We start from the raw sequence: 24,407 nt of genomic DNA, 5'->3' as shown, positions 1-24,407 counted from the left end.
CTACAAGACTCATGGTTATCAAGGGAGGATGTAGCGCTCGATGGCCTGGGCCACACCGTCCTCGGAGTTGGCCGCGGTGACGACGTCCGCCTGACGCCTCACCGCCTCTTCCGCCTGCCCCATCGCAATCGACAGCCCGGCCACCTGAAACATCGCCGGGTCGTTACCGCCATCACCAATCGCCGCCGTTTGCGTCAGCCCCACGCCCAAGTACGCGGCCAGCGTTTTCAGGGCATCCCCCTTGTTCGCCTGCATCGCCGTGACATCCAGATAAACCGGTTGCGAGCGCGAGACCTGTGCCTGCCCCTCGACCTTGGGCAATAGTCGGGCTTCGAGTTCCACCAGCAGTTCGGTGTTTTCACTGGTGGCGACGATCTTGTCGATGCGCTCAAGGTAAGGCTCATAGCTGTCGACGACCACAGGCGGATAACCGAGGCCGTGCTGCTCACGCGGAACCATGGGGCCGTGGGCATCCTTGACCAGCCAATCGCCACCACTGAACACCCAGACTTCCACGTCCGGCAGATCGGCAAACAGGCTCAGTGCAGTCAATGCGGCGGTCGCCGGCAGGTAATGCGCGATCAGCAAACTGCCGTCCGGGTTGACGATTGTCCCGCCATTGAACGCGGCGGTCGGCACATCGACGCCCAAAGCTTCGATCTGCTGCAACATGGCCTTGGGCGGGCGGCCCGTCGCCAGGCTGAACAGAATGCCGGCCTCACGCAAGGCACGCACGGCATCAATGGTCCGTTGACTGAGACTGTGATCGGGCAGCAACAAGGTGCCGTCCATGTCGCTGAGCAGAAAGCGGATGTTCCGATTCGTGACTTCGCTCATCCGAGGCGATGCCAGACGCGACCGTCACGGGCCAGCAATTCTTCACCGGCCTTGGGGCCGTTTTCGCCCGCTGCATAGTTTTGTACAGCGCTGTCCTGCTGCCAGGCGTCAAGGAAGGGTTGCACGGCACGCCAGCCGTTCTCGATGTTGTCGGCGCGCTGGAACAGCGTCTGATCACCGGTCAGGCAGTCGTAGATCAGGGTTTCATAGCCGGTCGAAGGCTGCATCTCGAAGAAGTCCTTGTAGGCGAACCCCAGTTCGATGTTGTCCATCTTCAGCGTCTGACCCGGCCGCTTGGCCAGCAGATCGAACCACATGCCCTCGTTGGGCTGAATCTGAATGCGCAGGTAGGTCGGTTGCAGTTCGTCGACTTCGGTATCCCGGAACTGCGCGTAGGGCGCTGGCTTGAAGCAGATGACGATTTCCGTGTCGCGCACGCTCATGCGTTTGCCGGTGCGCAGGTAAAACGGCACGCCGACCCAGCGCCAGTTATCGATCATCACCTTTAGCGCAACGTAGGTTTCGGTATTGCTGTCGGGCGCCACGTTGTTTTCCTGGCGATAACCGGCCAGGGGTTTGCCGTCGATCTCACCGGCCGTGTACTGGCCGCGTACCGAGTTGGTCCGCGCTTCTTCCACTGTCCAGGGCCGAATTGCGCCGACCACCTTGGCTTTCTCGCCGCGCACCGCGTCGGCGCCAAAAGCCGCCGGGGGCTCCATGGCGACCATCGCCAGCAACTGGAACAGGTGATTGGGCACCATGTCGCGCAGGGCGCCGGTGTGTTCATAGAAGCTGCCACGGGTTTCCACGCCAACGGTTTCCGCGGCGGTGATTTGCACGTGGTCGATGTAGTGATTGTTCCAGAAGGCTTCGAACAGGCTGTTGGAAAACCGGCTGACCAGAATGTTCTGCACGGTTTCCTTGCCCAGGTAATGGTCGATCCGGTAGATCTGCTTTTCCGACATCACCTTGAGCAGGCAGGCGTTCAAGGCTTCGGCGGTTTGCAGATCGGAACCAAAGGGTTTTTCGATCACCACCCTTCTGAAGGCGTCGGGGGTTTCCTGCAGTAAACCGGCACTGCCGAGACGGCGCACCACTTCACTGAAAAAACGCGGCGCGGTGGCCAGGTAGAACACCGCATTGCCGGTGCCGCTGTCGGCGATTTTCGCCGCCAGCGCTTGATAAGTGCTGTCGTCGAGGAAATCGCCCTGGACGTAGCTGATGCCTTTGGCCAGTGAGTTCCACAGCGCCGGGTCAAGGGCTTGATCGCCCTTGCCGGTCCTGGTAGCCACTTCGTTGCGAATGAAGTCTTCGAGCTTTTGCGCGAAGCCTTCATCGCTGATGGCGTTGTGGTCAACGCCGATGATCCGCAGTCCATCCCCAAGCAATCCGTCGCGGCTGAGGTTGTACAGCGCCGGCATCAGCAGGCGCTTGACCAGGTCGCCGTGGGCACCGAACAAAAACAGCGTGGTCGGTGGCGCGGGTTCAGCCTTGGATTTTCTGCGGATCGTGTGGGTCATTTTTTCGGTGTCTCCACATGGCCGCCGAAGCCGAAGCGCTGGGCCGAAAGAACTTTGTCGCCAAAGGTACCCTGACCGCGGGAACGGTAGCGCGAGAACAGCGAGTTCGACAGCACCGGTACCGGCACGGCCTGTTCCATGGCAGCCTCGATGGTCCATTGACCTTCACCGCTGTCGGCCACGGAGCCGGAGAACCCATCGAGTTTGCCGTCGCTGGCCAGCGCATCGGCGGTCAGGTCGAGCAACCACGAGGACACCACGCTGCCGCGACGCCAGACTTCGGCGATGTCGGCGACGTTCAGGTCGAAACGCTGGTCTTCCGGCAGTTTCTCGCTGTTCTTGGTCTTGAGGATGTCGAAGCCTTCGGCGAAGGCCTGCATCATGCCGTACTCGATGCCGTTGTGGATCATCTTGACGAAATGCCCGGCGCCGGCAGGGCCTGCATGAATGTAGCCATGCTCGGCGCGCTCGTCGTCGGACTTGCGGTCCTTGGTGCGGGGAATGTCGCCCATGCCCGGGGCCAGGGTCTTGAACAGCGGGTCGAGGCGATTCACGGTCTCGGCATCGCCGCCGATCATCATGCAGTAACCGCGTTCCAGGCCCCAGACACCGCCGGAAGTGCCGACATCGATATAGTGCAGGCCCTTTTCCGCCAGGGTCTTGGCCCGGCGAATGTCGTCCTTATAGAAGGTGTTGCCGCCATCGATGATGGTGTCACCGGCTTCGAGCAAGGTGCTCAGGGTGTCGATGGTCTCTTCGGTCGGTGCGCCGGCCGGCAGCATGACCCACACCGCACGTGGCTTGGCGAGGCCTGCGACCAGCGCAGGCAAGTCCGCCGCCCCGTTGGCACCCTCGGCGACCAGGGTATCGATGAAAGCGGTATTGCGGTCATAAACAACGGTCGTGTGTCCGTTGAGCATCAGGCGCCGCGCAATATTACCGCCCATGCGGCCCAGTCCAATAATCCCGAGTTGCATGTGCTGATGCTCCTTACTACAAATAAATGTGTGACAAAGGTTATAGCCCACCGCGTTCATGAAGGTTAGTCCAGAGCGTGGCGGTGAAGTTTCCGGGCATTGTGCCCGATCCTTATGGATAACGTCGGGAAACCCGTCGAAGACACAACGACAATGAAAAATAAAAAAGTTCCCTTCAGGGATAAAAGAAATCAAAATTGGCCTCGATTGTAGGTAGGCCTCTGAAAAGCAGGCGCACCTACCATGGAGACCCGCCATTTGCGAGGTGAGCAATGGGCACCGTATACGCCGTACAGCCAGCACAAACCCTTTACGTCACTATTCGTCGCGATGAACTGCGTCAGTTGAAGGACGAGCGTGACCAGTTGAAGCTCGAACTGGCGCAATTGCGCTTGCAACTCAATGAAAACGCAGCCCCGACCCTGACCGCTGTGCAACGCACGCCCCTCACTTGATCCTTTGCTTGCGGAAGCAGCCACTGCTGCTTCCGTGACTGCCCCGCCCTGCCCCGCCGATCAACTCACGAAATTTTCACATTTGTTTCAAGATAATTACCTGTTAAGGCCGCTGGTTTCCGCGTGCCCTCCGTTCGTCGTCCGCGATATCCAATATTCGCAGCGGTGGAAGTGATATCTCGGCTGGAGTCCCGAATGAATTTGTTTAAACGCAGCAAGACAGCTGCGAATGGTTTCGACTGGGCCGGATTTATCTGGCTGTTCGTGTTTTTCTGGTACTTCTCCGGGATCACCCAACTGCTGATCCAGCTGACTGGCACCTCCGGTTTCAGTGGCTTCCGCCAGGCCTTTGTGATGAGCGCCATATGGCTGGCGCCTATGCTGTTGTTCCCCAGGCAGACTCGGGTAATGGCCGCAGTGATAGGCGTGGTGCTGTGGGCCTGCTCCATGGCGAGCCTGGGTTACTTCTTCATTTATCAGCAAGAATTTTCGCAAAGCGTCATCTTCATCATGTTCGAGTCGAACATTTCTGAAGCCGGCGAGTACATGACCCAATACTTCGCCTGGTGGATGGTGCTGGCGTTCATTGCCCATACCGCATTCGCCTATTTCCTCTGGACCCGCCTGCGCCCGGTGTACCTGTCCCGTGGCAAGGCCCTGGTGGCGGCAACGGCCATCGTGGTGGCCGTGGTCGGCTATCCGCTGGTCAAGCAGACGATGCGCACCGGCACCTTCGCCGAAGGTTTCGAGAAGTTCGAAACCCGCATCGAGCCGGCAGTGCCGTGGCAAATGGCTGTGGCCTACCACCGCTACCTGGACACCCTGGCCGGCATGCAGGACATGCTGAAAAGCGCCAGCAAGATCCCGCCGCTGCACAATCTGAAGAATTCGATGGCCGACCAACCGGCGACCCTGGTGTTGGTAATTGGTGAATCGACCAACCGTCAGCGCATGAGCCTGTACGGCTATCAGCGCAACACCACGCCGGAACTGGACAAGCTCAAGGATCAACTGGCGGTGTTCGACAACGTCGTGACTCCGCGCCCCTACACCATCGAGGCGTTGCAGCAGGTCCTGACCTTTGCCGATGAAGAAAATCCGGAGTTGTACCTGTCGACGCCATCGCTGGTCAGCATGATGAAACAGGCCGGTTACAAGACCTTCTGGATCACCAACCAGCAGACCATGACCAAGCGCAACACCATGCTCACCACCTTCTCCGAGCAAGCTGACGAGCAGGTGTACCTGAACAACAACCGCAACCAGAACGCCGCCCAGTACGATGGCGACGTCATCGAACCGTTCAACAAGGCCCTGGCCGATGCGGCGCCACGCAAGCTGATCGTCGTGCATCTGCTGGGCACGCACATGAGCTACCAGTACCGTTATCCGCCGACCTTCGACAAATTCCAGGACCGCAATGGCGTGCCGGACGGCGTACGTGACGATCAGGTGCCGACCTACAACAGCTACGACAATGCCGTGCTGTACAACGATTTCGTCGTGTCCAGCCTGATCAAGGACTACGCCAAGACTGATCCGAACGGTTTCCTGTTGTACCTCTCCGACCATGGCGAAGACGTCTTTGACTCGGCCGGCCATAACACCCTGGGACGCAACGAGGCCAAACCGACGGCGCCGATGTACACCATTCCGTTCATGGCCTGGGCATCGCCGAAATGGCGTGAAACCCACAACTGGAATTTCGCCGCCGACCTGTCGCGTCCGTACAGCAGCTCGCACCTGATCCATACCTGGGCTGATCTGGCGGGTTTGAGCTTCGACGAACTCGACCGCACGAAGAGCCTGGTCAGCGACAGCTTCAAGGCTCGTCCGCTGCTGATCGGCAACCCTTACGAGCGCGAGCAGAAAGCGCTGATCGACTTCAGCCTGATGAAGCCGAAAACACCACCCGCGGTGGTCAAGCAGTAATCCTTCCAAGGGGCCGATTCCGGCCCCTTTTTCATGCCCCTTTCTTTCCTGCAGGCAGCCACGACCGTTAATTCCCATTTAACGGAATCGGCGGATAATGGCATCTCGATATTGATTCTGATTCATGGACGAAAGGCATCCCACCGCTGTAGTGGAGGCACACCATGAAACGCACCGCATTGATCATCGCCGGCCTGATGGCTCTAGGCTCAACCAGCGCATTCGCCGAAGGCGGCGCCGAACGCATGCGTTACTACTTCGAAAGTCTGCGACTGGCCCAGCAGCAAGCCCTCGGGCAGGCCAGTCAAACCAACGAACTGCGGGTTCCAAGCGACCAGACCGCTCAGGTGACCGAGACCTACAGGCCAAAATGACCCACAGACCTGCGACGGCCAGCTCAGCCGTCGGAGATGAACTTCGGGCGCCCTGATGGGCGCCCTTTTTTTGCGTTCGATTAAAGTGGCTTGGTCCAGAACAGCATGCGCCCATGGGCAGGATCGAACACACCCGGCGCAAAGCCGAACTTGTCGTAGGACGCCTGGGCCACGGCGTTGCCTTCCAGCACTTCCAGGGTGATTTTGCAGCAACCACGCTGCCGGGCAATTTCCTCGACCTTTTGCAGCATCCGCTGGCTCAGGCCGATCCCGCGAAACTTCGGTACTACCGCCACATCGTGGACATTGACCAGAGGCCGACAGGCAAAGGTCGAGAACCCTTCGAAGCAATTGACCAGCCCCGCCGGTTCACCACCGACAAAGGCCAGCACGCTGAACGCATGAGGGCGCTTGGCCAATTCGCCGGGCAACTGCTCCAGTACGTCGGCCGGCAACGCATGGCCACCACCCATCGGGTCCTGGGCGTAGCTGTTCAAGACAAGACTAATCGCCTCGGCGTGCACCGCATTGGTGTAGCTGGCTTGCAACACAAGTATTTCCGCGGAATCCATTTCCAACCTCAATCGTATTAATTGGCCAGGGCGCACGAGTTGCGCCGCAGGGTCGGGAGACGATAGCGCGAGCGAGGGGGCCACCACAATCCGATCACCCTTGTGCAAAGCGCTCCAGTTGCATTTCCTGCAAGCGGCTCAAGGTGCGGCGGAAGGCAAACTCCAGGTAGCCTTCGGTGTACAGCGAGTCCATCGGCACCTCGGCCTCCAGGTACAACGGCACCTTGCGGTCGTAGCATTCATCCACCAGGGCAATGAAACGCCGTACGCCGTCATCGTGCACTGACAACTGTGGCAACTCGCGCTCGCCCGCCTCGACCCGTTCGGCGCCGTCCTCAGTGCCCCGGGCAATGCGCCCCGGACGTTTTTGCGCGCTGAGGCTGGGCACCTCACTCAACAGGATGGCGCTGTAGCGGTCGCACAAACCGATGAAATCCATGGCGGCAAACGGCTGCTCGCACAGATCGGCGTAGCGGGTCCAAAGCACCTTGGGGCTAGCCTTGACCACAGCCAGCGAGCGGTAGCCGACCTCGACCGGATCGGCGGACACCGCCTGGCCGGCCGTCAAACCGGCAAACACCTCGCCGAGTGTGCCGGCTTGACCCCGCTCGCACACCCAATAGCGTTGCGCCCCCGTCCCCGGGTGCAAACGATGGTCCTCGCCACCGTCCACGGCAATCACCTGCATATACTTTTTGATCGCCGTGATGGCTGGCAGGAAGCGGTCGCGGTTGAATCCGTCGGCGTACAACTGGTCCGGCGGCAGGTTGGATGTGCAGACCACCACCACGCCTTGCTCGAACATCACCTGAAACAATCGCCCGAGGATGATCGCATCGCCGATGTCGTTGACGAATAGCTCGTCAAAACACAGCACCCGTACTTCGGCGCTCAACTCACGGGCCAGGGCCTTGAGCGGATCGGCCGTGCCGGTCAACTGGAATGAACGTTGATGCACCCAGCCCATGAAGTGGTGAAAGTGCTGGCGCCGGGCCGGAACCCGCAGGCTTTGATAGAACTGGTCCATCAGCCAGGTCTTGCCCCGCCCTACGGGCCCCCACAGGTACACACCTGAAATGGCCGAGCGCCCTTCATGCAGGGCTTCGTGACACTTCTGCAGTGCCCAGACGGCGTGTTCCTGGGCTTCGTCCTGAACGAAGCCTTTTTGTGCGATCGCGCGCTGCCAAGCGCTGAGGGGGGAGTCAGTAGTCATGCGCGGCAGTATGCCATCGCGGAAAAGCAGAAGCGTCTTGACGGTTTAAATTATTAACATCATATTTTATATATGTCACTAAACATTTAAACCGTCATTCTGGAGTCATCCCATGCATTACAAGGTCTTCGGCCGTAAAACCGGCCTGCGGGTTTCTGAACTGGCGCTGGGTGCCGGCAATTTCGGCACCGGCTGGGGTCATGGCGCGGAGCGTAACGAGGCCAAACGCATTTTTGATGGTTATCTGGAGGCCGGCGGCAATTTCATCGACACCGCCAATGGCTATCAGGGTGGGCAGTCGGAAGCGATGCTCAGCGAGTTTATCGCGGCACAGCGCGACAGCCTGGTCATCGCCACCAAATACACCCTGGGAACTACAGCTGCCGCCGACATTTCCCACACCGGCAACAGCCGCAAGAACATGGTGCGCGCCGTCGAAGAAAGCTTGAAGCGCCTGAACACCGAGCACATCGATCTGTTCTGGGCCCACATGAGCGATGGCGTGACACCGATGGAAGAAATCCTGCGCGGCTTCGACGATCTGGTCAGCGCCGGCAAGATTCATTACGCCGGGCTGTCGAACTTCCCGGCATGGCGCATCGCCCGCGCCGACCTGTTGGCCGAGATTCGCGGTTTTGCACCGATTGCCGCGATCCAGGTCGAATACAGCCTCGCCGAACGCAGCGCCGAACGTGAACAATTGCCGATGGCTGAAGCCCTGGGCCTGGCCGCCACCTTGTGGTCACCGCTGGGTGGCGGTTTCCTGACTGGCAAGTATCGCAATAGCCAAGGCGATAACCGCGCAAACAAACTGGGTGTATTGATTCACGCAGAGAAGAGCGCCCGGGAAACCGCCCTGCTCGACACCCTGATCGGCGTCGCCGCCGAACTGGACGCGAGCCCCACCCACGTGGCCATTGCCTGGCTGCGGGAAAAAGCCAGGCGTTCGAGCACCGCGTTGATCCCGATTCTCGGCTCCCGCACCCGCGAGCAATTGGATGCCACGCTGGGTGCGTTGAATGTGCAATTGAGCGCTGAACAACTGGCACGTCTGGATGGCGTCAGTGACGTGCCCATGGGTGTACCACACGAGTCCATCAGTGGCTCGTCAGCACGGTTCAGCGGTGGGCAGGTGCTGGATCTGCCAATCATTCCGGTGGCCTGACAAATCAACCCTGGAGCGAGCCTGCTCGCGATGGCGATTGCTCATTCAACATCGCTGTCGCCTGATACTCCGCTATCGCGAGCAGGCTCGCTCCTACATTTAGATCGTGGGTTACTAGTCGACCTTATGTTTCGCCGCATACAGGCACAGCATCTCCATCGCCAGGGTCGCCGCCGCCAGCGAGGTAATCTCCGCGCTGTCATAGGCCGGCGCCACCTCCACCACGTCCATGCCCACCAGATTGATCCCGCGCAATCCGCCGAGAATCTCCAGCGCCTGCACCGTGCTCAAACCGCCGCACACCGGCGTTCCGGTACCCGGAGCGAAGGCCGGGTCCAGGCAATCGATGTCGAACGTCAGGTACACCGGGTTGTCGCCGACCCGCGCGCGGATCGCCTCGACAATCGCCTCGCAGCCACGGCGATGCACCTGGCGCGCGTCCAGCACCTGGAAGCCCTGGTGATCATCGTTGGTGGTGCGCAAACCGACCTGCACCGAGCGCGACGGATCGACCAACCCCTCCTTCGCCGCATGCCAGAACATGGTGCCGTGGTCGATGCGCTTGCCCTCCTCGTCCGGCCAGGTGTCGCTGTGGGCGTCGAAGTGGATCAGCGACAACGCACCATGCTTGCGCGCATGGGCCTTGAGCAACGGGTAGGTGATGAAGTGATCACCACCCAATGTCAGCATCGCCGTGCCGGCGTTGAGGATGTGCTCGGCGTGGACCTCGATGGCTTCCGGGGTCGACTGCGGTGAACCGTAATCGAAGTCGCAATCACCGAAATCGACCACCGCCAGATGATCGAACGGGTCGAAGGTCCACGGCCAGTGGCGCTCCCAGGCAATCCCGGCGGAAGCGGCGCGAATGCCGCGCGGTCCGAATCGCGCCCCCGGACGGTTGCTGGTGGCGGTGTCGAACGGCACACCACTGACCGCCACGTCGACGCCGCGCAAATCACGGCTGTAGCGACGACGCATGAAACTGGTGATACCGGCGTAGGTACTTTCGGCGGCAGTGCCGTACAGGCTGTCACGGGTCAGGGCTTGATCATTTTGCAGCGGGACGTCCATTGCAGGCTCCTCTTTTAGTTATTCGCGGCTACGGAAAGTGGTCCACAGACGGGTGCGCTGGCGCATGTCCTTGAGGCTCATGCTGCGGTCGGCGTACAGCCGCGCACGCATCTCGGCTTGCGGGTAAATGTCCGGGTCATTGCGCACGGCTTCGTCCACCAGTGGTGTGGCGGCCTGGTTGGCCGAGGCAAAGAACAAGGTATTGGTCAGCGCAGCCACGGACTCGGGGCGCAGCATGAATTCAATGAACTGACGGGCCGCTTCGGGGTGCGGCGCGTCCTTGGGAATCGCCAGGTTGTCTTGCCACACCAGCGTGCCTTCCTTGGGAATCCGGTAAGCGATTTCGTAAGGCTTGTTGGCCTTGTGCGCCTGATCGGCGGCCATGCTCGCATCACCGTTGTAGGTCAGCGCGATGCATACGCTGCCATTGGCCAGGTCGTTGATCTGCCGTCCGGTGGCGACGTACAGCACATTGGGCTGCAGCTTTTTCAACAAGGCATCGGCGGCCGCCAGATCATTCTTGTCAGTGCTGTAGGGATCTTTACCCAGGTAATGCAGGGCGACACCAATCACCTCTTGCGGTGAATCGAGAATGGCGATCCCGCAATCCTTGAGCTTACTGGCGTATTCGGGCTTGAACAGCAGGTCGAGGGAGTTGAGCGGCACATCCGGCAAGCGCTTCTTGACCGCCTCGACGTTCATCCCCAGCCCGAGGGTGCCCCAGGTATAGGGCACGCCGTAGCGGTTGCCGGGGTCGACCGCAGCGAGCTTTTCCAGCAGGTCCGGATCGAGATTGGCGTAACCCTTGAGGCCGGTGTGATCAATCGGCTTCAGCGCGCCGGCGGCCAGGCCCCGGGCCAGTACACTGGACGATGGCACCACGACGTCGTAGCCACTGCCACCGGTCAGCAATTTGGTCTCCAGCACCTCCGACGAGTCAAAGGTGTCGTAGCGCACGTGGATGCCGGTTTCCTGCTCGAACCGTTGCAGGGTTTCCGGGGCCACGTAATCGGCCCAGCTGTAGAGGTTGATGACCTTGTCCTTGTCATCGGCCTGAGCCGAAACAGCGGCAGCGAGCAACAGCGCGGGTAAACACAGCTTGAACATGGGAGCCATGACGAACACCTGACCAGAAGAAGTGGCTGCAGCATGCGTCGTCGGTTACATTGCATAAATATCAAGTTAATTAACCTGACTTTATAGCGGAGTAATGTTTGATGCTGGGCCAACTGCACGATGTCGACCTGCAACTGTTGCGCCTGTTTGTTCGGGTGGTGGAATGCGGCGGCTTCAGTGCGGCACAGGGTGAACTGGGGCTCAGCCAGTCGAGCATCAGCCAGCAGATGGCCAAACTGGAAACTCGCCTAGGTTATCGATTGTGCAGTCGAGGCAAGGGCGGCTTCCGGATCACACCCAAGGGTGAGCAATTGCTCCTCGCCACCCGCACGCTGTTCGAGTCCATCGAAGCCTTCCGCCATCAATCCAACGGTGTGGCCGGGCGCCTGATCGGCGAAGTGCGCCTGGGCTTGTCCGAAGCGCTCGACCAATCGGTATTGCAGCGGGTGGCCGACGCCATCCGCCGTTTTCGTGAGCGGGATGAATCAGTGCGCATCGAGTTGATCAGCGCCATGCCCGGGGAAATGGAGCGCCTGCTGCTGCAACAACGCCTCGATCTGGCCATTGGCTATTTCTCCCAGGCGCAAAGCGCATTCGACTACCGTGAGCTGTTCATTGAAACCCAGCATCTCTATTGCGCACCCGGTCATCCTTTGTTCGACAACGACGCAGCCGATGATGCGGCGCTGCATGCCAGCGATCGGGTCGATCACCCCTACCGCTTCCTGCGCAGCGACGAGCCGTTCCAGGGGCAACGCTGTTCGGCCCGCTCGGAGCAGGTCGAAGGAACCCTCGCCTTTATCCTGTCCGGCAAGCACGTGGGTTATCTGCCCAGTCACTTCGCCCGCAGTTGGGAGGAACAGGGTCTGCTCAAAAGCGTGCGTCAGGGTGACATGAGCTTTGACGTGATGTTTCAACTGGCCCGTCATCGCGCCCAGGTACCCGGCGACGCCCAGAAGGCCTTTGAAGAGGACCTGCTAGCGGCATTCAGCTGAAACAGCGCCTACACTCCCCATGCAAAAATGCACAGACACGCTGCACTTATCCGGGTTGTACAGGGCAAATTTGCACTGTTACGATCCGCCATCGCTCGCGCGCGAGCCTGTTCAAAAAAGACAATAAAAGCAGGGAGTTGGTGATGACTGCTCAGGTTTCATCGAAAGGGACTTTGTCCATGGATGCCACGCAAAACGAAGTGCTGGCCGAAGTTCGCAATCACATCGGCCATCTGACCCTCAACCGCCCCGCCGGCCTCAATGCACTGACCCTGGACATGGTGCGCAACCTGCACCGTCAGCTCGACGCCTGGGCCCAGGATTCACAGGTGCATGCCGTGGTGCTGCGCGGCGCCGGCGAAAAAGCCTTCTGTGCCGGTGGCGACATCCGCTCGTTGCACGACAGCTTCAAAAGCGGCGACACCCTGCACGAAGACTTCTTTGTCGAGGAGTACGCCCTCGACCTCGCCATCCACCACTATCGCAAGCCGGTGTTGGCCTTGATGGACGGCTTCGTCCTCGGCGGCGGCATGGGCCTGGTGCAAGGCGCAGACTTGCGTGTGGTCACGGAGAAAAGCCGCCTGGCGATGCCTGAAGTCGGTATCGGCTATTTCCCGGACGTCGGCGGCAGCTATTTCCTGCCACGCATTCCCGGCGAGCTGGGGATCTACCTCGGCGTCAGCGGGGTGCAGATCCGCGCAGCCGATGCGCTGTATTGCGGCCTGGCAGACTGGTACATCGACAGTGCCAAACTGGTAACGCTGGACGAAAAACTTGATCAGCTCGAATGGCGCGACTCGCCGCTCAAGGACCTGCAAGGCGTGCTGGCGAAACTGGCGGTACAGCAACTGCCCGACGCGCCCTTGAGCGCCTTGCGCCCGGCCATCGACCACTTCTTCGCCCAGCCCGACGTGCCGAGTATTGTGGAACAACTGCGCCAGGTCACCGTCGCCGACAGTCACGAATGGGCAACCACCACTGCCGATCTACTGGAAACCCGCTCGCCACTGGCCATGGGCGTGACCCTGGAAATGCTGCGTCGGGGGCGTGAGTTGAGCCTGGAGCAATGCTTCGCCCTGGAGCTGCACCTGGACCGCCAGTGGTTCGAACGCGGCGACCTGATCGAAGGCGTACGTGCCTTGCTGATCGACAAAGACAAGACACCACGCTGGAACCCACCGACCCTGCAGGCGCTGGACGCCGAGCACGTGGCGAGTTTCTTCAGCGGGTTTGAGCAGAGCGGGAACTGAACCATGCACGATATCGAATTGAGCGAAGAGCAAGTCATGATCCGCGACATGGCCCGGGATTTTGCCCGTGGCGAAATCGCACCTCACGCCCAGGCGTGGGAAAAGGCCGGCTGGATCGATGATGCGCTGGTGGCGAAGATGGGCGAGCTGGGTCTGCTGGGCATGGTGGTTCCCGAAGAATGGGGCGGCACCTATGTCGACTACGTGGCCTACGCCCTGGCCGTGGAAGAGATTTCCGCTGGCGATGGCGCCACCGGCGCGTTCATGAGCATTCACAACTCGGTGGGCTGCGGGCCGGTGCTCAACTACGGCAGCGAAGCACAGAAGCAGACCTGGCTGGCGGACCTGGCCAGCGGCAAGACCATCGGCTGCTTCTGCCTGACCGAGCCCCAGGCCGGTTCCGAAGCCCATAACCTGCGCACCCGTGCAGAACTGCGCGATGGCCAATGGGTGATCAACGGCGCCAAACAATTTGTCAGCAACGGCAAGCGCGCCAAACTGGCGATCGTGTTTGCCGTCACCGATCCCGACCTGGGCAAACGTGGCATCTCGGCCTTTCTGGTACCGACCGACACCACCGGTTTCATCGTCGACCGCACCGAACACAAGATGGGCATCCGCGCCTCTGACACCTGCGCCGTGACCCTGAACAACTGCACCATCCCCGAGGCCAACCTGCTCGGCGAGCGCGGCAAGGGCCTGGCGATTGCCCTGTCCAATCTCGAAGGCGGGCGCATCGGTATTGCCGCGCAGGCGCTGGGGATCGCCCGTGCTGCGTTCGAGGCGGCGCTGGCCTACTCCCGCGACCGCGTGCAGTTCGGCAAAACCATCAACGAACACCAGAGCATCGCCAATCTGCTGGCCGACATGCACATGCAACTGAACGCCGCACGCTTGCTGATCCTGCATGCCGCGCGCTTGCGCACAGCGGGCCAGCCTTGCCTGTCGGAGGCATCACAGGCCAAGTTGTTTGCTTCGGAAATGGCTGAAAAGGTCTGTTCGTCCGCCATTCAGATTCATGGCGGCTACGGGTATCTGGAAGATTATCCAGTGGAGAAATATTACCGGGATGCGCGGATTACGCAGATTTATGAAGGGTCGAGCGAGATTCAGCGGATGGTGATTGCCCGCGAACTGAAGAACTATCTGGTTTAGCGTTTAAAAACTTCGCGAGCAAGCTCGCTCCCACAAAGGATCTCGCAAACACGGAGGTTCAATGTGGGAGCGAGCTTGCTCGCGAAGGCGCCAGTCTGATCAGCGCATTACTTGCCGACAAACTCCGCTTCACGCTTGGCGATAAACGCTGCCATACCTTCCTTCTGATCCTGCGTCGCAAACGCTGCGTGGAACACCCGACGCTCAAAGCGCACGCCTTCGGACAGGCTCACTTCAAAGGCACGGTTGACGCTTTCCTTGACCATCATCGAGATCGGCAACGATTTTTTGGCGATCAACGCCGCCACTTTCAACGCTTCGTCGAGCAACTCATCGCTTGGCACAATGCGCGCAACAATCCCGCAACGCTCGGCCTCAACGGCATCGATCAAACGTCCGCTCAGGCACATTTCCATGGCCTTGGCCTTGCCCACGGCGCGGGTCAGGCGCTGGGTGCCGCCCATGCCCGGCAGCACGCCGAGGTTGATTTCCGGCTGACCGAATTTGGCGTTGTCACCAGCCAGGATGAAATCGCACATCAACGCCAGTTCGCAGCCACCCCCCAAGGCAAAACCGTTAACCGCGGCAATCAGCGGCTTGCGGCGGTTGGCCACGCGGTCACTGTCACTGAACAGGTCATCGAGGTAGATCTGCGGGTAAGTCAGCTCGGCCATTTCCTTGATGTCGGCACCGGCGGCGAAGGCTTTCTTCGAGCCGGTCAGTACGATGCAGCCAATGTTCGAGTCGGCTTCCAGGCCATCGAGGGCGTGGTTCAGTTCGCCGATGATCTGCGCGTTCAACGCGTTCAGCGCTTGCGGACGGTTCAGGGTAATCAGGCCGACACGGCCATGGGTTTCCAGCAAAATCGTTTCGTAGCTCACAAATGTTCTCCTTCTTATAGATTGCGCGAAATGACCATGCGCTGAATATCGCTGGTGCCTTCGTAGATCTGGCAGACCCGCACGTCGCGGTAGATGCGCTCCAGCGGGAAGTCGTTGAGGTAGCCGTAACCGCCCAGGGTTTGCAGCGCCGAGGAGCATACCTTCTCGGCCATTTCCGAGGCGAACAGTTTGGCCATCGAGGCTTCGACGAGCGCCGGCTGACCGCTGTCACGCAGAGCGGCGGCGTAGTGCACCATTTGCCGTGCCACGGCGATCTGGGTGGCCATGTCCGCCAGACGGAACGCCACGGCCTGGTGCTCGATGATCGGCTTGCCGAAACTTTCGCGCTCACGGGCGTAATCGCGGGCGGCTTCGAACGCGGCTCGGGCCATGCCCACCGATTGCGAAGCGATACCGACGCGACCGCCTTCGAGATTGGCCAGGGCGATCTTGTAGCCCTCACCCTCCTCGCCCAAGCGGTTGGCCACCGGCACCTTGAGGTTCTCAAAGAGAATCTGGCAGGTGTCGGAGGCGTGCTGACCAAGTTTGTCCTCGACCCGGGCCACGCTGTAGCCCGGCGAGTCGGTCGGCACGATGAAGGCGCTGATCCCGCGCTTGCCGGCATTAGGATCGGTCACCGCGAACACGATCACCACCCCGGCGTTCTGCCCGGAGGTGATGAACTGCTTGCAGCCGTTAAGCACGTAGTGATCGCCTTCCAGGCGCGCACGGGTTTTCAACCCACTGGCGTCGGAACCGGCCTGGGGTTCGGTCAGGGCGAAGGCGCCGAGCATCGCACCGCTCGCCAGCGGCTTGAGGAAGCGTTCTTTCTGATCGTCGTTGCCGTAATTGAGGATGGGCACGCAACCGACCGAGTTGTGCACGCTCATGATGGTCGAACAGGCGCCATCGCCGGCGGCGATTTCTTCCAGGGCCATGGCGTAGGCCAGGTAACCGGTGTCACAACCACCCCATTGCTCCGGTACCAGCATGCCGAAAAAGCCCAGTTCGGCCATCTCGCCGATGGCTTCCTTGGGGAAACGATGTTCGCGGTCCCATTCGGCGGCAAAGGGTTTCAAACGCTCCTGGGCAAAATCCCGGGCGGCGTCGCGGATCTGCTGTTGTTCGTCGTTGGGTAGCATGGAAAATCCTTAAACAACCGTGAACAAAAAACGCGTTGAAATACAGAACCTGTGGGAGCGAGCTTGCCCGCGATGGGGGCGTGTCAGTCAACACAAATGCCAACTTAGCTACCGCCTTCGCGGGCAAGCCCGCTCTCACAGTGATTTGCATCAGCCTCAGTAGAGGCATTCCACGGCCATGGCCGTGGCTTCACCACCACCAATGCAGATCGCCGCCACCCCACGCTTCAGACCCTTCTGGCGCAGGGCCGACAGCAAGGTCACAAGAATCCGCGCGCCCGATGCGCCGATCGGGTGACCGAGGGCGCAGGCGCCGCCGTGCACGTTGAGTTTTTCGTGGGGGATTTCCAACTGGGTCATCGCCACCAGACTGACCACGGCAAAGGCTTCGTTGATTTCGAACAGGTCGACCTGATCCAGCGACCAGCCGGTTTTCTTCACCAGCTTCTTGATCGCACCAATCGGCGCCACCGGGAACAGGCTCGGGGTGTCGGCAAACGCGGCGTGACCGTGAATCACAGCCAGCGGTTTCAAGCCTTGTTTCTGTGCTTGCGATTGGCGCATCAGCACCAGCGCCGCCGCACCGTCGGAAATCGAGCTGGAGTTGGCCGCGGTCACCGTGCCGCCATCGCGGAAGGCCGGTTTCAACGAGGCAATCTTGTCCAGCTTGGCTTTCGGCGGCTGCTCATCATTGCTGATCAGCACCTGCTCCTTGCCGACCGTCACCGTCAAGGGCACGATTTCATCCTTGAAGCGGCCGTCCTTGATCGCCTGCTGCGCACGGGTAGTCGAGGTGATGGCGAAGGCGTCCTGGGCTTCGCGGCTGAAGCCGTTGCTTTCGGCACAATCCTCGGCAAAGGTGCCCATCAGGCGCCCCTTGTCGTAAGCGTCTTCGAGGCCATCAAGGAACATCGAGTCGAGCACCCGGCCATGACCCATGCGATAGCCGGCACGGGCGCGATCCAGCAGGTACGGCGCATTGGACATGCTTTCCATGCCACCGGCAACCACCACCTCGGCGCTGCCCGCCAGCAGCATGTCATGGGCCAGGATGGTCGCTTCCATACCGGAGCCACACATCTTGTTCAGGGTGGTGCAACGGGTCGACTTATCCAGGCCGGCACCGAGTGCGGCCTGGCGTGCGGGCGCCTGCCCCTGGCCCGCCGGCAGTACACAACCGAACAGCACTTCATCGACGCCATCGGTGGCAACACCGGCGCGCTCGATCGCCGCCTTGATGGCGGCAGCCCCCAGTTGTGGTGCGGTCAGGCTTTTCAGGTCGCCCTGGAAGCCGCCCATCGGCGTACGCACGGCACTGACGATAACAATTGGATCGTTGGACACTGTCATGACAAATCCTCCTTACTTGGCGGCCATGCGCAAGGCACCGTCGAGACGGATCACCTCGCCATTGAGCATGCTGTTTTCAATGATATGCCGGACCAGCGCGGCGTACTCGGCCGGTTTGCCCAGGCGCTGTGGGAACGGCACGCCGGCCGCCAGGGAATCGCGCACTTCCTGGGTCATGCCGGCCATCATCGGCGTTTCGAAGATGCCCGGGGCGATGGTCATCACTCGGATGCCGAATCGCGCCAGTTCACGGGCTGCCGGCAAGGTCAGGCTGACAATCGCGCCTTTGGACGCCGCATAAGCCGCCTGGCCAATCTGACCATCGTATGCCGCCGCCGACGCGGTGTTGATGATCACCCCGCGCTCGCCGTCGGCGTCCACCTCGCTTTCGGCAATCGCCGCCGAGGCCAGGCGCAGCATGTTGAAACTGCCAATCACGTTGACGTTGATCACCTGGCTGAAGCTGGCCAGTGCGTGAGGGCCGTTCTTGCCGAGAATTTTTTCGCCACGCACGATGCCGGCACAGTTGACCAGGCCATTGAGCCCGCCGAAGGCTTTGACCGTCGCCTGCACCGCCGCTTCAGCCGCCGCCTCGTTGCTGATGTCCGCCACCACGCTGTGCGCGCCCAGGCGTTGGGCCTGGGCCGCAACGGCTTCGGCGTTCATGTCCACCAGCATCACTTTGGCACCGGCCGCCACCAATGCTTCAGCGGTCGCCGCACCGAGGCCGGATGCGCCGCCGGTGACGATAAAAACCTTGTTCTCGATTTGCATGTTGTTTCCTTCGATTCAAGCTGTAGCGTTCTTGGCCGCGGCCTCTTGAGCCTTGGCGATTTCCTGGTTGCGCAAGATAAAGCGCTGCAATTTGCCGCTTGGGGTTTTCGGCAACTCGCTGACAAATTCGATTTCACGGGGGTAGGCATGCGCCGCCAGGCGCTTGCGCACGTGCTGGCGCAATTCCTCGGCCAACGCAGGCTCCGCGCGGTACTGGGCACTGAGCACGACGAACGCCTTGACCAGTTCGGTACGCTCCGGATCCGGCTTGCCGATCACCGCCGCTTCGACCACAGCCGGGTGCTCGATCAAGGCGCTTTCCACGTCGAACGGGCCGACCCGGTAACCGGAAGTGGTGATCACATCGTCACTGCGGCCGACAAAACTGATACTGCCATCGGGGTTCCATTCAACGGTGTCGCCGCTCAGGTAGTACTCGCCAACGAACGCCTTGGTCGGGCCACCGTCGTAACCGGCGAACCAGCACATTGGCGACTGGCTACGGTCGATGGCCAGAATGCCCGGCTGCCCGACGCCGAGTTCGTTGTACGCATCGTCCAGCACCACGATACGGTGACCGGGCGAAGCAAAGCCGGCAGCGCCCATGTGAATCGGATGTTCCAGACCGTGGTGATTGCACAGCACCATGCCCAGCTCGGTCTGGCCGTAGTGATCGTGGATGACCACACCCAGGTGATCGGCGAACCAGCGAATCACTTCAGGGTTGAGCGGCTCGCCGGCGCTGCTGACGATGCGCAACCGGCCCTTGATCGACCGGCCCTTGATCGACCGGGCGAACTCGTCACCGCCGGCAATCAGCAAACGGTAAGCCGTCGGTGAACCGGTCAGGTTGGTGATCCCGTACTTGTTGATGACACGGCAGGTGCTTTCGAGGGTAAAGGGGCCATCGTAGAAGGTGATCGGATGGCCCATGGACAACGGTCCGGTCACGCCGAAATAGATGCCATAGGCCCAACCCGGATCAGCGACGTTCCAGAACGCGTCTTCGGGGCGCAAGTCCACGGCGTCACGGGTGTAGCTCTGGAAGGCGACGATGGCCTTGAGCGGCACTGACAGCGCTTTTGACGGGCCAGTGGTGCCCGAAGTGAACATCAACAGGAACGGATCTTCACCGGTCAGCAGCAGCGGTTCGCAATCAGCGGAAAAATTGGCCAGTTCAGCCCAGAAACTGTAATCGCCACGGACGATGCCCTGGCCCTTGGCGCCCGCGACGGTAACGATGGTCGGGCAGTCGGCCACTTCCGCGAGCTTCGGCCGATTGACCGCATCAGTGACCACGACTTTGGCACCGGAACTGTTCAGGCGGTGCTCGATGGCTTTGGGACCGAACGCGGTAAACATGGGTTGATAGACAGCACCAATACGCCAGGTCGCAAAGACGGTGATCAGCAATTCGATATTGCGAGGCAGCAAGCCGGCGACCTTGTCGCCTTTCTTCACGCCCTGGGCCAGCAGGAAATTGGCGAAACGCGCAGCCTTGTCTTGCAATTCAGTGAAGGTGTAAGTCGCACTGGTACCGTCGCGACCCTCCCAGAACAGGGCGATGCGCCCCGGCAAAGCGTGCCGGTCACAGCATTCGATACAAGCGTTGAGCGCCGCCAGGTCGCCCGAGAGTGCGGCGTCAACGGTGTGCTGGTAATTGAATTGAGTCGTAGCAGACAAGTAATCGCGCATTGCCAGAATCCCTCTGTATTTTTATTAGGTTGGGGGGAACCGTCATCAACAGGGAAATACTCGCTCTGCGCGGGTGGGCGGGCAATGGTCAAAGTTATCAAGTTGTCTGACTGCTTTGGCCAAAGCCCGGGAGGCTTCAGGCGGTGAAGCGCACCCCCGGTCTGGCGCGTTCGTCGACTGTCAGTTCGAACACATCCGGGCGCGCGTAGTGGCCGACCACGTCATAGTCATAGCGGGCCCGCACCAACTCGTCCGTGTCGATTTCTGCACAGAGCAATCCGGCCGTATCGCGTAATGGGCCGGCCAGCACATCGCCCATGGGGCCGACTATCACACTGCCGCCGGCAATCAGTGGTCGTTCTGCCGGCCAGTTGGCGATGTCCAGCCCAAGTGCCTGGGGTGATGCCTGAACCTGACAGGCGCTGACCACAAAGCAACGCCCTTCGTGGGCAATATGGCGCATGCTGACCTGCCACATCTCGCGCTCATCCACGGTCGGTGCACACCATACCTGCACGCCTTTGGCATACATCGCCGTGCGCAACAACGGCATCATGTTTTCCCAGCACACCACCGCGCCTATACGCCCGACCTGGCTGTCGATCACCGGCAGGGTCGAACCATCGCCCTTGCCCCAGATCAGCCGTTCGGTGCCGGTCGGCATCAGTTTGCGGTGTTTGCCGACGAGTCCCGCCTCCGGGTCGAAGTACAAGGCCGTGCAATACAGGGTGCTGCCGGCACGCTCGATCACGCCGATCACCAGATTGGCCCCGGTGCGTGCCGACAGGTCGGCCAACGCCTCGGTTTCCACACCGGGCACATCAATCGCATTGGCGAAGTATCGCGCAAAGGCTTCGCGTCCTTCCGGCAGGCGATACCCCAGCTGAGTGCCGAAACCCTCGCCTTTCGGGTAGCCACCCAGCAGCGCCTCGGGCATCACCACCAGGCCGGCTCCGGATTCGATGATCGCGTTTTCATAGGACAGGATCTGTTCCAGGGTTTCGCCCTTGCCGCCGGGCAAGGCGCCGATTTGCAGGGCTGCAACGATTGACTTGGGCATTTCAGAGTCTCCTTTGGCTTCAGGTATTGCTCATTGTCCGGCGTCACGCAATCATGAATAAAGACCGATTGACTGCTAACAGATATGACTCTTATGAATATCGCCGACATGGACCTCAACCTGCTCAAAGTCTTCGAAGCGTTACACGAAGAATCCAGCGCCAGCCGCGCCGCGCTGCGCCTGGGCGTGACGCAATCGGCGGTGAGTGCAGCCTTGCGGCGACTGCGTGAGGTATATGGCGATCAGCTGTTCGTACGCACCGGTCGCGGCCTGGCGCCCTCGCTCAAGGCCAACCAGCTCAAACCTGTGGTCAGCGAGGCGCTAAACAAGTGCCGACAAAGCCTGGCGATGGTCGATCCCGCCGCCCACCACTACGAGGGGCGGTCGGTCACCGTGGGTTTGTCGGATGATTTCGAGATTGCCTACGGACGTCGTTTGATCGACGAAATTGCCCATTGCGCACCGAAGCTGAGACTGATCTTCCGGCAAACCCACAGCCAGATCGTCGCCCAGGCGCTGATGGAGCGCAGCATCGACCTGGCGATCACCGCAGGTGGATTTGCCGAGCGCCTGCTCAGTCGGCAAGTGTTGGGTGAAGGGGGATATTTGTGCCTGGTGGATCCGTCGAGCCTGGGTGTGGATCAGCAGACCATCAGCCTGGAAGAGTTTGTCGCCCGTGAACACATTCTGGTGTCTTCCGGCGGGTTCATCGGCATCACCGATGAAGGCTTGGCGGCCTTGGGACTGAGCCGACGAGTGTGTGCCTCGACCACGCACTTCGCCGCGCTGCCGCATTTGCTCAAGGGCAGTCAGGCGGTGGCAACCATCCCGGCGCATGCCGCGCAAAGCACCGCGGCACTCAGCGGGCTGGCACTGCTGCCCTGCCCTCTGGACTTGCCGCGTTACCCGATTGAACTGGGCTGGCGCACCAGCACGCAGCTCGATCCGGTGGTGGTCAAAGTGCGCGAAGCCATCGTGCGGTGCTTCGCCTAACGGGCGGTTTACTTGTTGGCCGCCATCAGTCGATTGACTTCACTGCGCACCATGTTGGCGAATTCCGGGGGCGACATGCCGTCCAGTTCGGCGCGCACCCATTCAGCCCATTTGCCTTTGCGCTTGGAACGTTCGCCGAACAGCCGCGCCGCTTCGCCCTTGGCTTTGCCCAGGTTGTTTTGCCAGAGTTCGAACAGACGGGATTTTTCGTCTTCAAGCGCCGCGCGCTCGGCAAGGGACTTGTCGGCCAGATTGAAACTCATGGGGGAAATTCCTGCTGCGTAAAATAGGCGACATCTTACACTGTAGGACGAAACGTCCTGCGCCAGTTTTTCGGATAGATGCCCACACAAGGCAAATTAGCTGCAACTTTTCCGACAGCCGCAGACTCCATTGTTCACTGTCCACTTACCTGCAAGGAGTACGTCAATGGCCCGCAAAAGCGCCGCGCAAGCTGCCGAAGATCAAATCAAGGATCTGGCATTCAGTGAGCTTCAGACGTTGATCGAGGAATCGGAAAAGCTGCTCAACAGCAGTGCATCCCTGGTGGGAGAAGAAGCAGAAACCCTTCGCGGGCAAATCGCCCAGAAACTGCAGCAGGCACGGGATTCAGTCAGCAGCGTGCGTGACCGGACCAAACCGGCGGTGGAGGCTACCGAAACCTACATTGGCGGGCATCCATGGCAGACCGTGGCCGTGTCCGCCGGGTTTGGCCTGGTGGTGGGGTTGTTGCTCGGTCGTCGCTAAGCTCTCCCTGCCCCCTGCAGGAGCGAGCCGGCTCGCTCCTGCAGGTCCAAGGCAATCTGCTCAGATCCCCGCCAGTTCACGCAAGTTCGCCAGCGTCTGTGCATCCAGCGCAATACCTTCAGCTTGGGACCTGGCTCGCTGGTGATGTCGACGATCTCCGGGCAAACGCTTCAACCCCACGCTGTGCATCTGCCGCACCAGTTCCTTGCTGCGCTCGGCAAAGCCTTGCCCAGCGGCTTTGCTCGGGTCGATCACGATCAGCAACTGACCAGTCCAGGGTGTCTTGGCGCCGGGATGGTTCTTCCAGTCGAACTCGAAGGAGAAGTTGCCACCCGTGAGCGCCGCCGCCAGCAACTCCACCATCATCGACAGCGCCGAGCCTTTGTGACCGCCAAAAGGCAACAACGCACCGCCTTCCAAAATCGCCTTGGGGTCCGTGGTTGGCTGGCCGAGGCTGTCCACGCCCATGCCTTCGGGCAAACGCTCGCCCTTGCGCGCGGCGATTTGTACGTCACCGTGGGCAATGGCACTGGTCGCGAGGTCAAAGACAATCGGCTCGCCATCAGCTTTAGGCGCGGCAAAGGCAATCGGGTTGGTGCCGAACAAGGGGCGATCGGCGCCATGGGGCACCACGCAGGTCATGCTGTTGACCACGCTCAACGCCACCAGGCCCTCATAGGCAAAAGGTTCGACATCCGGCCACAAGGCGGCGAAATGGTGCGAATTGCGAATCGCCAGCACGGCAATACCCGCGTTGCGGGCCTTTTCCACCAGTAATCCACGCGCCGCCGCCAGGGCCGGCTGGGCAAAACCGTTGCCGGCATCGACCCGGACAAAACCCGAGGCCACGTCTTCGACGAGAGGCACGGCCTGGCCGTCGACCCAGCCACTGTTCAACGTGGAAACATAACCGGGAATCCGGAATACCCCATGGCTGTGGGCGCCATCGCGCTCGGCGCCGGCACAGTTCAGCGCCAGGGTCCTGGCGACATCGGCAGAGGTGCCGTGCCGGACGAAAATCTGTTCGAGCAACCCGACGAGGGCGTCGAAATCGAGCGTGTGTTTGGCCGAACTGACTGCCATTTCAGGCGATGCGGTCATCTGAAGCTCCAGTTTTATTATTAAGTACGGGC

Annotated in this window: 24 protein-coding genes; 9 read left to right on the top strand and 15 right to left on the bottom strand. The window is 60.7% G+C overall.

Going from position 1 to position 24,407, the window contains the following annotated elements:
- Positions 1-18: 18 nt before the first annotated feature.
- From EIY72_RS16855 to gnd, 3 genes are read right to left on the bottom strand one after another with little or no spacing between them, the layout of a single operon-like run.
- Positions 19-837: an HAD family hydrolase gene (locus EIY72_RS16855; protein WP_093220442.1), complete on the bottom strand. Its 819-nt coding sequence runs from the start codon at positions 835-837 to the stop codon at positions 19-21.
- A complete protein-coding gene (gene zwf, locus EIY72_RS16850; protein WP_093220437.1) occupies positions 834-2,357 on the bottom strand; it encodes a glucose-6-phosphate dehydrogenase in 1,524 nt (507 codons plus the stop codon). Before zwf ends, EIY72_RS16855 begins: the two co-directional genes overlap by 4 nt.
- Entirely contained in the window at positions 2,354-3,334 is a 981-nt protein-coding gene (gnd, locus tag EIY72_RS16845) for a phosphogluconate dehydrogenase (NAD(+)-dependent, decarboxylating) (protein WP_093220432.1), read from the bottom strand. The genes zwf and gnd overlap by 4 nt, the downstream gene beginning before the upstream one ends.
- Before the next feature lie 272 nt (positions 3,335-3,606).
- Between gnd and EIY72_RS16840 the strand changes: the two genes are divergently transcribed.
- The 3 genes from EIY72_RS16840 (at position 3,607) to EIY72_RS16830 (ending at position 6,095) form a co-directional block, all read left to right on the top strand.
- Positions 3,607-3,789 carry a DUF6026 family protein gene (locus tag EIY72_RS16840; RefSeq protein ID WP_093220427.1) on the top strand — a complete coding sequence of 61 codons (183 nt, stop codon included), beginning with the start codon at positions 3,607-3,609 and terminating at the stop codon, positions 3,787-3,789.
- Between the two features lie 195 nt (positions 3,790-3,984).
- Positions 3,985-5,721, top strand: a complete 1,737-nt coding sequence (locus tag EIY72_RS16835) for a phosphoethanolamine transferase CptA (protein ID WP_093220422.1) — start codon at positions 3,985-3,987, stop codon at positions 5,719-5,721.
- A gap of 164 nt (positions 5,722-5,885) precedes the next feature.
- Entirely contained in the window at positions 5,886-6,095 is a 210-nt protein-coding gene (locus EIY72_RS16830; protein ID WP_093220417.1) for a hypothetical protein, read from the top strand.
- Between the two features lie 80 nt (positions 6,096-6,175).
- Here EIY72_RS16830 and EIY72_RS16825 read toward each other — a convergent pair whose 3' ends face one another.
- Positions 6,176-6,667, bottom strand: a complete 492-nt coding sequence (locus EIY72_RS16825) for a GNAT family N-acetyltransferase (protein ID WP_093220414.1) — start codon at positions 6,665-6,667, stop codon at positions 6,176-6,178.
- A gap of 94 nt (positions 6,668-6,761) precedes the next feature.
- Positions 6,762-7,880 (bottom strand): cell division protein ZapE, encoded by a 1,119-nt coding sequence (zapE, locus tag EIY72_RS16820; protein WP_093220411.1) that lies wholly within the window; start codon positions 7,878-7,880, stop codon positions 6,762-6,764.
- A 112-nt stretch (positions 7,881-7,992) separates the two neighbouring features.
- Between zapE and EIY72_RS16815 the strand changes: the two genes are divergently transcribed.
- Positions 7,993-9,045, top strand: a complete 1,053-nt coding sequence (locus EIY72_RS16815; RefSeq protein ID WP_093220408.1) for an aldo/keto reductase — start codon at positions 7,993-7,995, stop codon at positions 9,043-9,045.
- A gap of 114 nt (positions 9,046-9,159) precedes the next feature.
- Here the strand turns inward: EIY72_RS16815 and speB are convergent, their stop codons facing one another.
- Both speB and EIY72_RS16805 read right to left on the bottom strand, forming a co-directional pair.
- Positions 9,160-10,116 (bottom strand): agmatinase, encoded by a 957-nt coding sequence (speB, locus tag EIY72_RS16810; RefSeq protein WP_093220404.1) that lies wholly within the window; start codon positions 10,114-10,116, stop codon positions 9,160-9,162.
- Positions 10,117-10,134: 18 nt separating this feature from the next.
- On the bottom strand, positions 10,135-11,232 hold the full coding sequence (locus tag EIY72_RS16805) for a polyamine ABC transporter substrate-binding protein (protein ID WP_093220401.1): 1,098 nt from the start codon (positions 11,230-11,232) through the stop codon (positions 10,135-10,137).
- A 101-nt stretch (positions 11,233-11,333) separates the two neighbouring features.
- Between EIY72_RS16805 and EIY72_RS16800 the strand changes: the two genes are divergently transcribed.
- The 3 genes from EIY72_RS16800 to EIY72_RS16790 all read left to right on the top strand — a co-directional run bounded on the left by EIY72_RS16800 (position 11,334) and on the right by EIY72_RS16790 (position 14,632).
- Positions 11,334-12,227: a LysR family transcriptional regulator gene (locus EIY72_RS16800; RefSeq protein WP_093220397.1), complete on the top strand. Its 894-nt coding sequence runs from the start codon at positions 11,334-11,336 to the stop codon at positions 12,225-12,227.
- A 143-nt stretch (positions 12,228-12,370) separates the two neighbouring features.
- Entirely contained in the window at positions 12,371-13,477 is a 1,107-nt protein-coding gene (locus EIY72_RS16795; protein WP_093220394.1) for an enoyl-CoA hydratase/isomerase family protein, read from the top strand.
- A 3-nt stretch (positions 13,478-13,480) separates the two neighbouring features.
- On the top strand, positions 13,481-14,632 hold the full coding sequence (locus EIY72_RS16790; RefSeq protein WP_093220390.1) for an acyl-CoA dehydrogenase family protein: 1,152 nt from the start codon (positions 13,481-13,483) through the stop codon (positions 14,630-14,632).
- Between the two features lie 107 nt (positions 14,633-14,739).
- Here the strand turns inward: EIY72_RS16790 and EIY72_RS16785 are convergent, their stop codons facing one another.
- From EIY72_RS16785 to EIY72_RS16760, 6 genes are all read right to left on the bottom strand, one after another.
- Complete coding sequence (locus tag EIY72_RS16785) at positions 14,740-15,513, bottom strand: enoyl-CoA hydratase (RefSeq protein ID WP_093220386.1); 774 nt, start codon at positions 15,511-15,513, stop codon at positions 14,740-14,742.
- Positions 15,514-15,527: 14 nt separating this feature from the next.
- The gene (locus EIY72_RS16780) at positions 15,528-16,655 is read right to left on the bottom strand and encodes an acyl-CoA dehydrogenase (protein WP_093220381.1); all 1,128 of its coding nucleotides are present in this window, start codon (positions 16,653-16,655) and stop codon (positions 15,528-15,530) included.
- Between the two features lie 156 nt (positions 16,656-16,811).
- Positions 16,812-18,005, bottom strand: coding sequence for an acetyl-CoA C-acyltransferase (locus EIY72_RS16775; protein ID WP_093220377.1), 1,194 nt, complete (start codon positions 18,003-18,005; stop codon positions 16,812-16,814).
- Between the two features lie 12 nt (positions 18,006-18,017).
- Complete coding sequence (locus EIY72_RS16770) at positions 18,018-18,779, bottom strand: SDR family NAD(P)-dependent oxidoreductase (protein ID WP_093220372.1); 762 nt, start codon at positions 18,777-18,779, stop codon at positions 18,018-18,020.
- 15 nt (positions 18,780-18,794) lie between these two features.
- Entirely contained in the window at positions 18,795-20,474 is a 1,680-nt protein-coding gene (locus EIY72_RS16765; RefSeq protein WP_093220368.1) for an AMP-binding protein, read from the bottom strand.
- 136 nt (positions 20,475-20,610) lie between these two features.
- Positions 20,611-21,534 (bottom strand): carbon-nitrogen hydrolase family protein, encoded by a 924-nt coding sequence (locus EIY72_RS16760; protein ID WP_093220363.1) that lies wholly within the window; start codon positions 21,532-21,534, stop codon positions 20,611-20,613.
- A gap of 84 nt (positions 21,535-21,618) precedes the next feature.
- Here EIY72_RS16760 and EIY72_RS16755 point away from each other — a divergent pair, with 84 nt between their 5' ends.
- Positions 21,619-22,527, top strand: a complete 909-nt coding sequence (locus tag EIY72_RS16755) for a LysR family transcriptional regulator (protein WP_093220358.1) — start codon at positions 21,619-21,621, stop codon at positions 22,525-22,527.
- A gap of 8 nt (positions 22,528-22,535) precedes the next feature.
- Here EIY72_RS16755 and EIY72_RS16750 read toward each other — a convergent pair whose 3' ends face one another.
- Positions 22,536-22,790, bottom strand: a complete 255-nt coding sequence (locus EIY72_RS16750; protein ID WP_003224595.1) for a hypothetical protein — start codon at positions 22,788-22,790, stop codon at positions 22,536-22,538.
- A gap of 166 nt (positions 22,791-22,956) precedes the next feature.
- Between EIY72_RS16750 and EIY72_RS16745 the strand changes: the two genes are divergently transcribed.
- Complete coding sequence (locus EIY72_RS16745; RefSeq protein WP_093220354.1) at positions 22,957-23,274, top strand: ElaB/YgaM/YqjD family protein; 318 nt, start codon at positions 22,957-22,959, stop codon at positions 23,272-23,274.
- A gap of 60 nt (positions 23,275-23,334) precedes the next feature.
- Here EIY72_RS16745 and EIY72_RS16740 read toward each other — a convergent pair whose 3' ends face one another.
- Positions 23,335-24,375, bottom strand: a complete 1,041-nt coding sequence (locus tag EIY72_RS16740) for an Ldh family oxidoreductase (RefSeq protein WP_093220349.1) — start codon at positions 24,373-24,375, stop codon at positions 23,335-23,337.
- Positions 24,376-24,407: the final 32 nt, after the last annotated feature.

Source organism: Pseudomonas vancouverensis, from assembly GCF_004348895.1.
Lineage (GTDB): Bacteria > Pseudomonadota > Gammaproteobacteria > Pseudomonadales > Pseudomonadaceae > Aquipseudomonas > Aquipseudomonas vancouverensis.
This window is presented reverse-complemented; position numbering and strand designations above follow the sequence as displayed.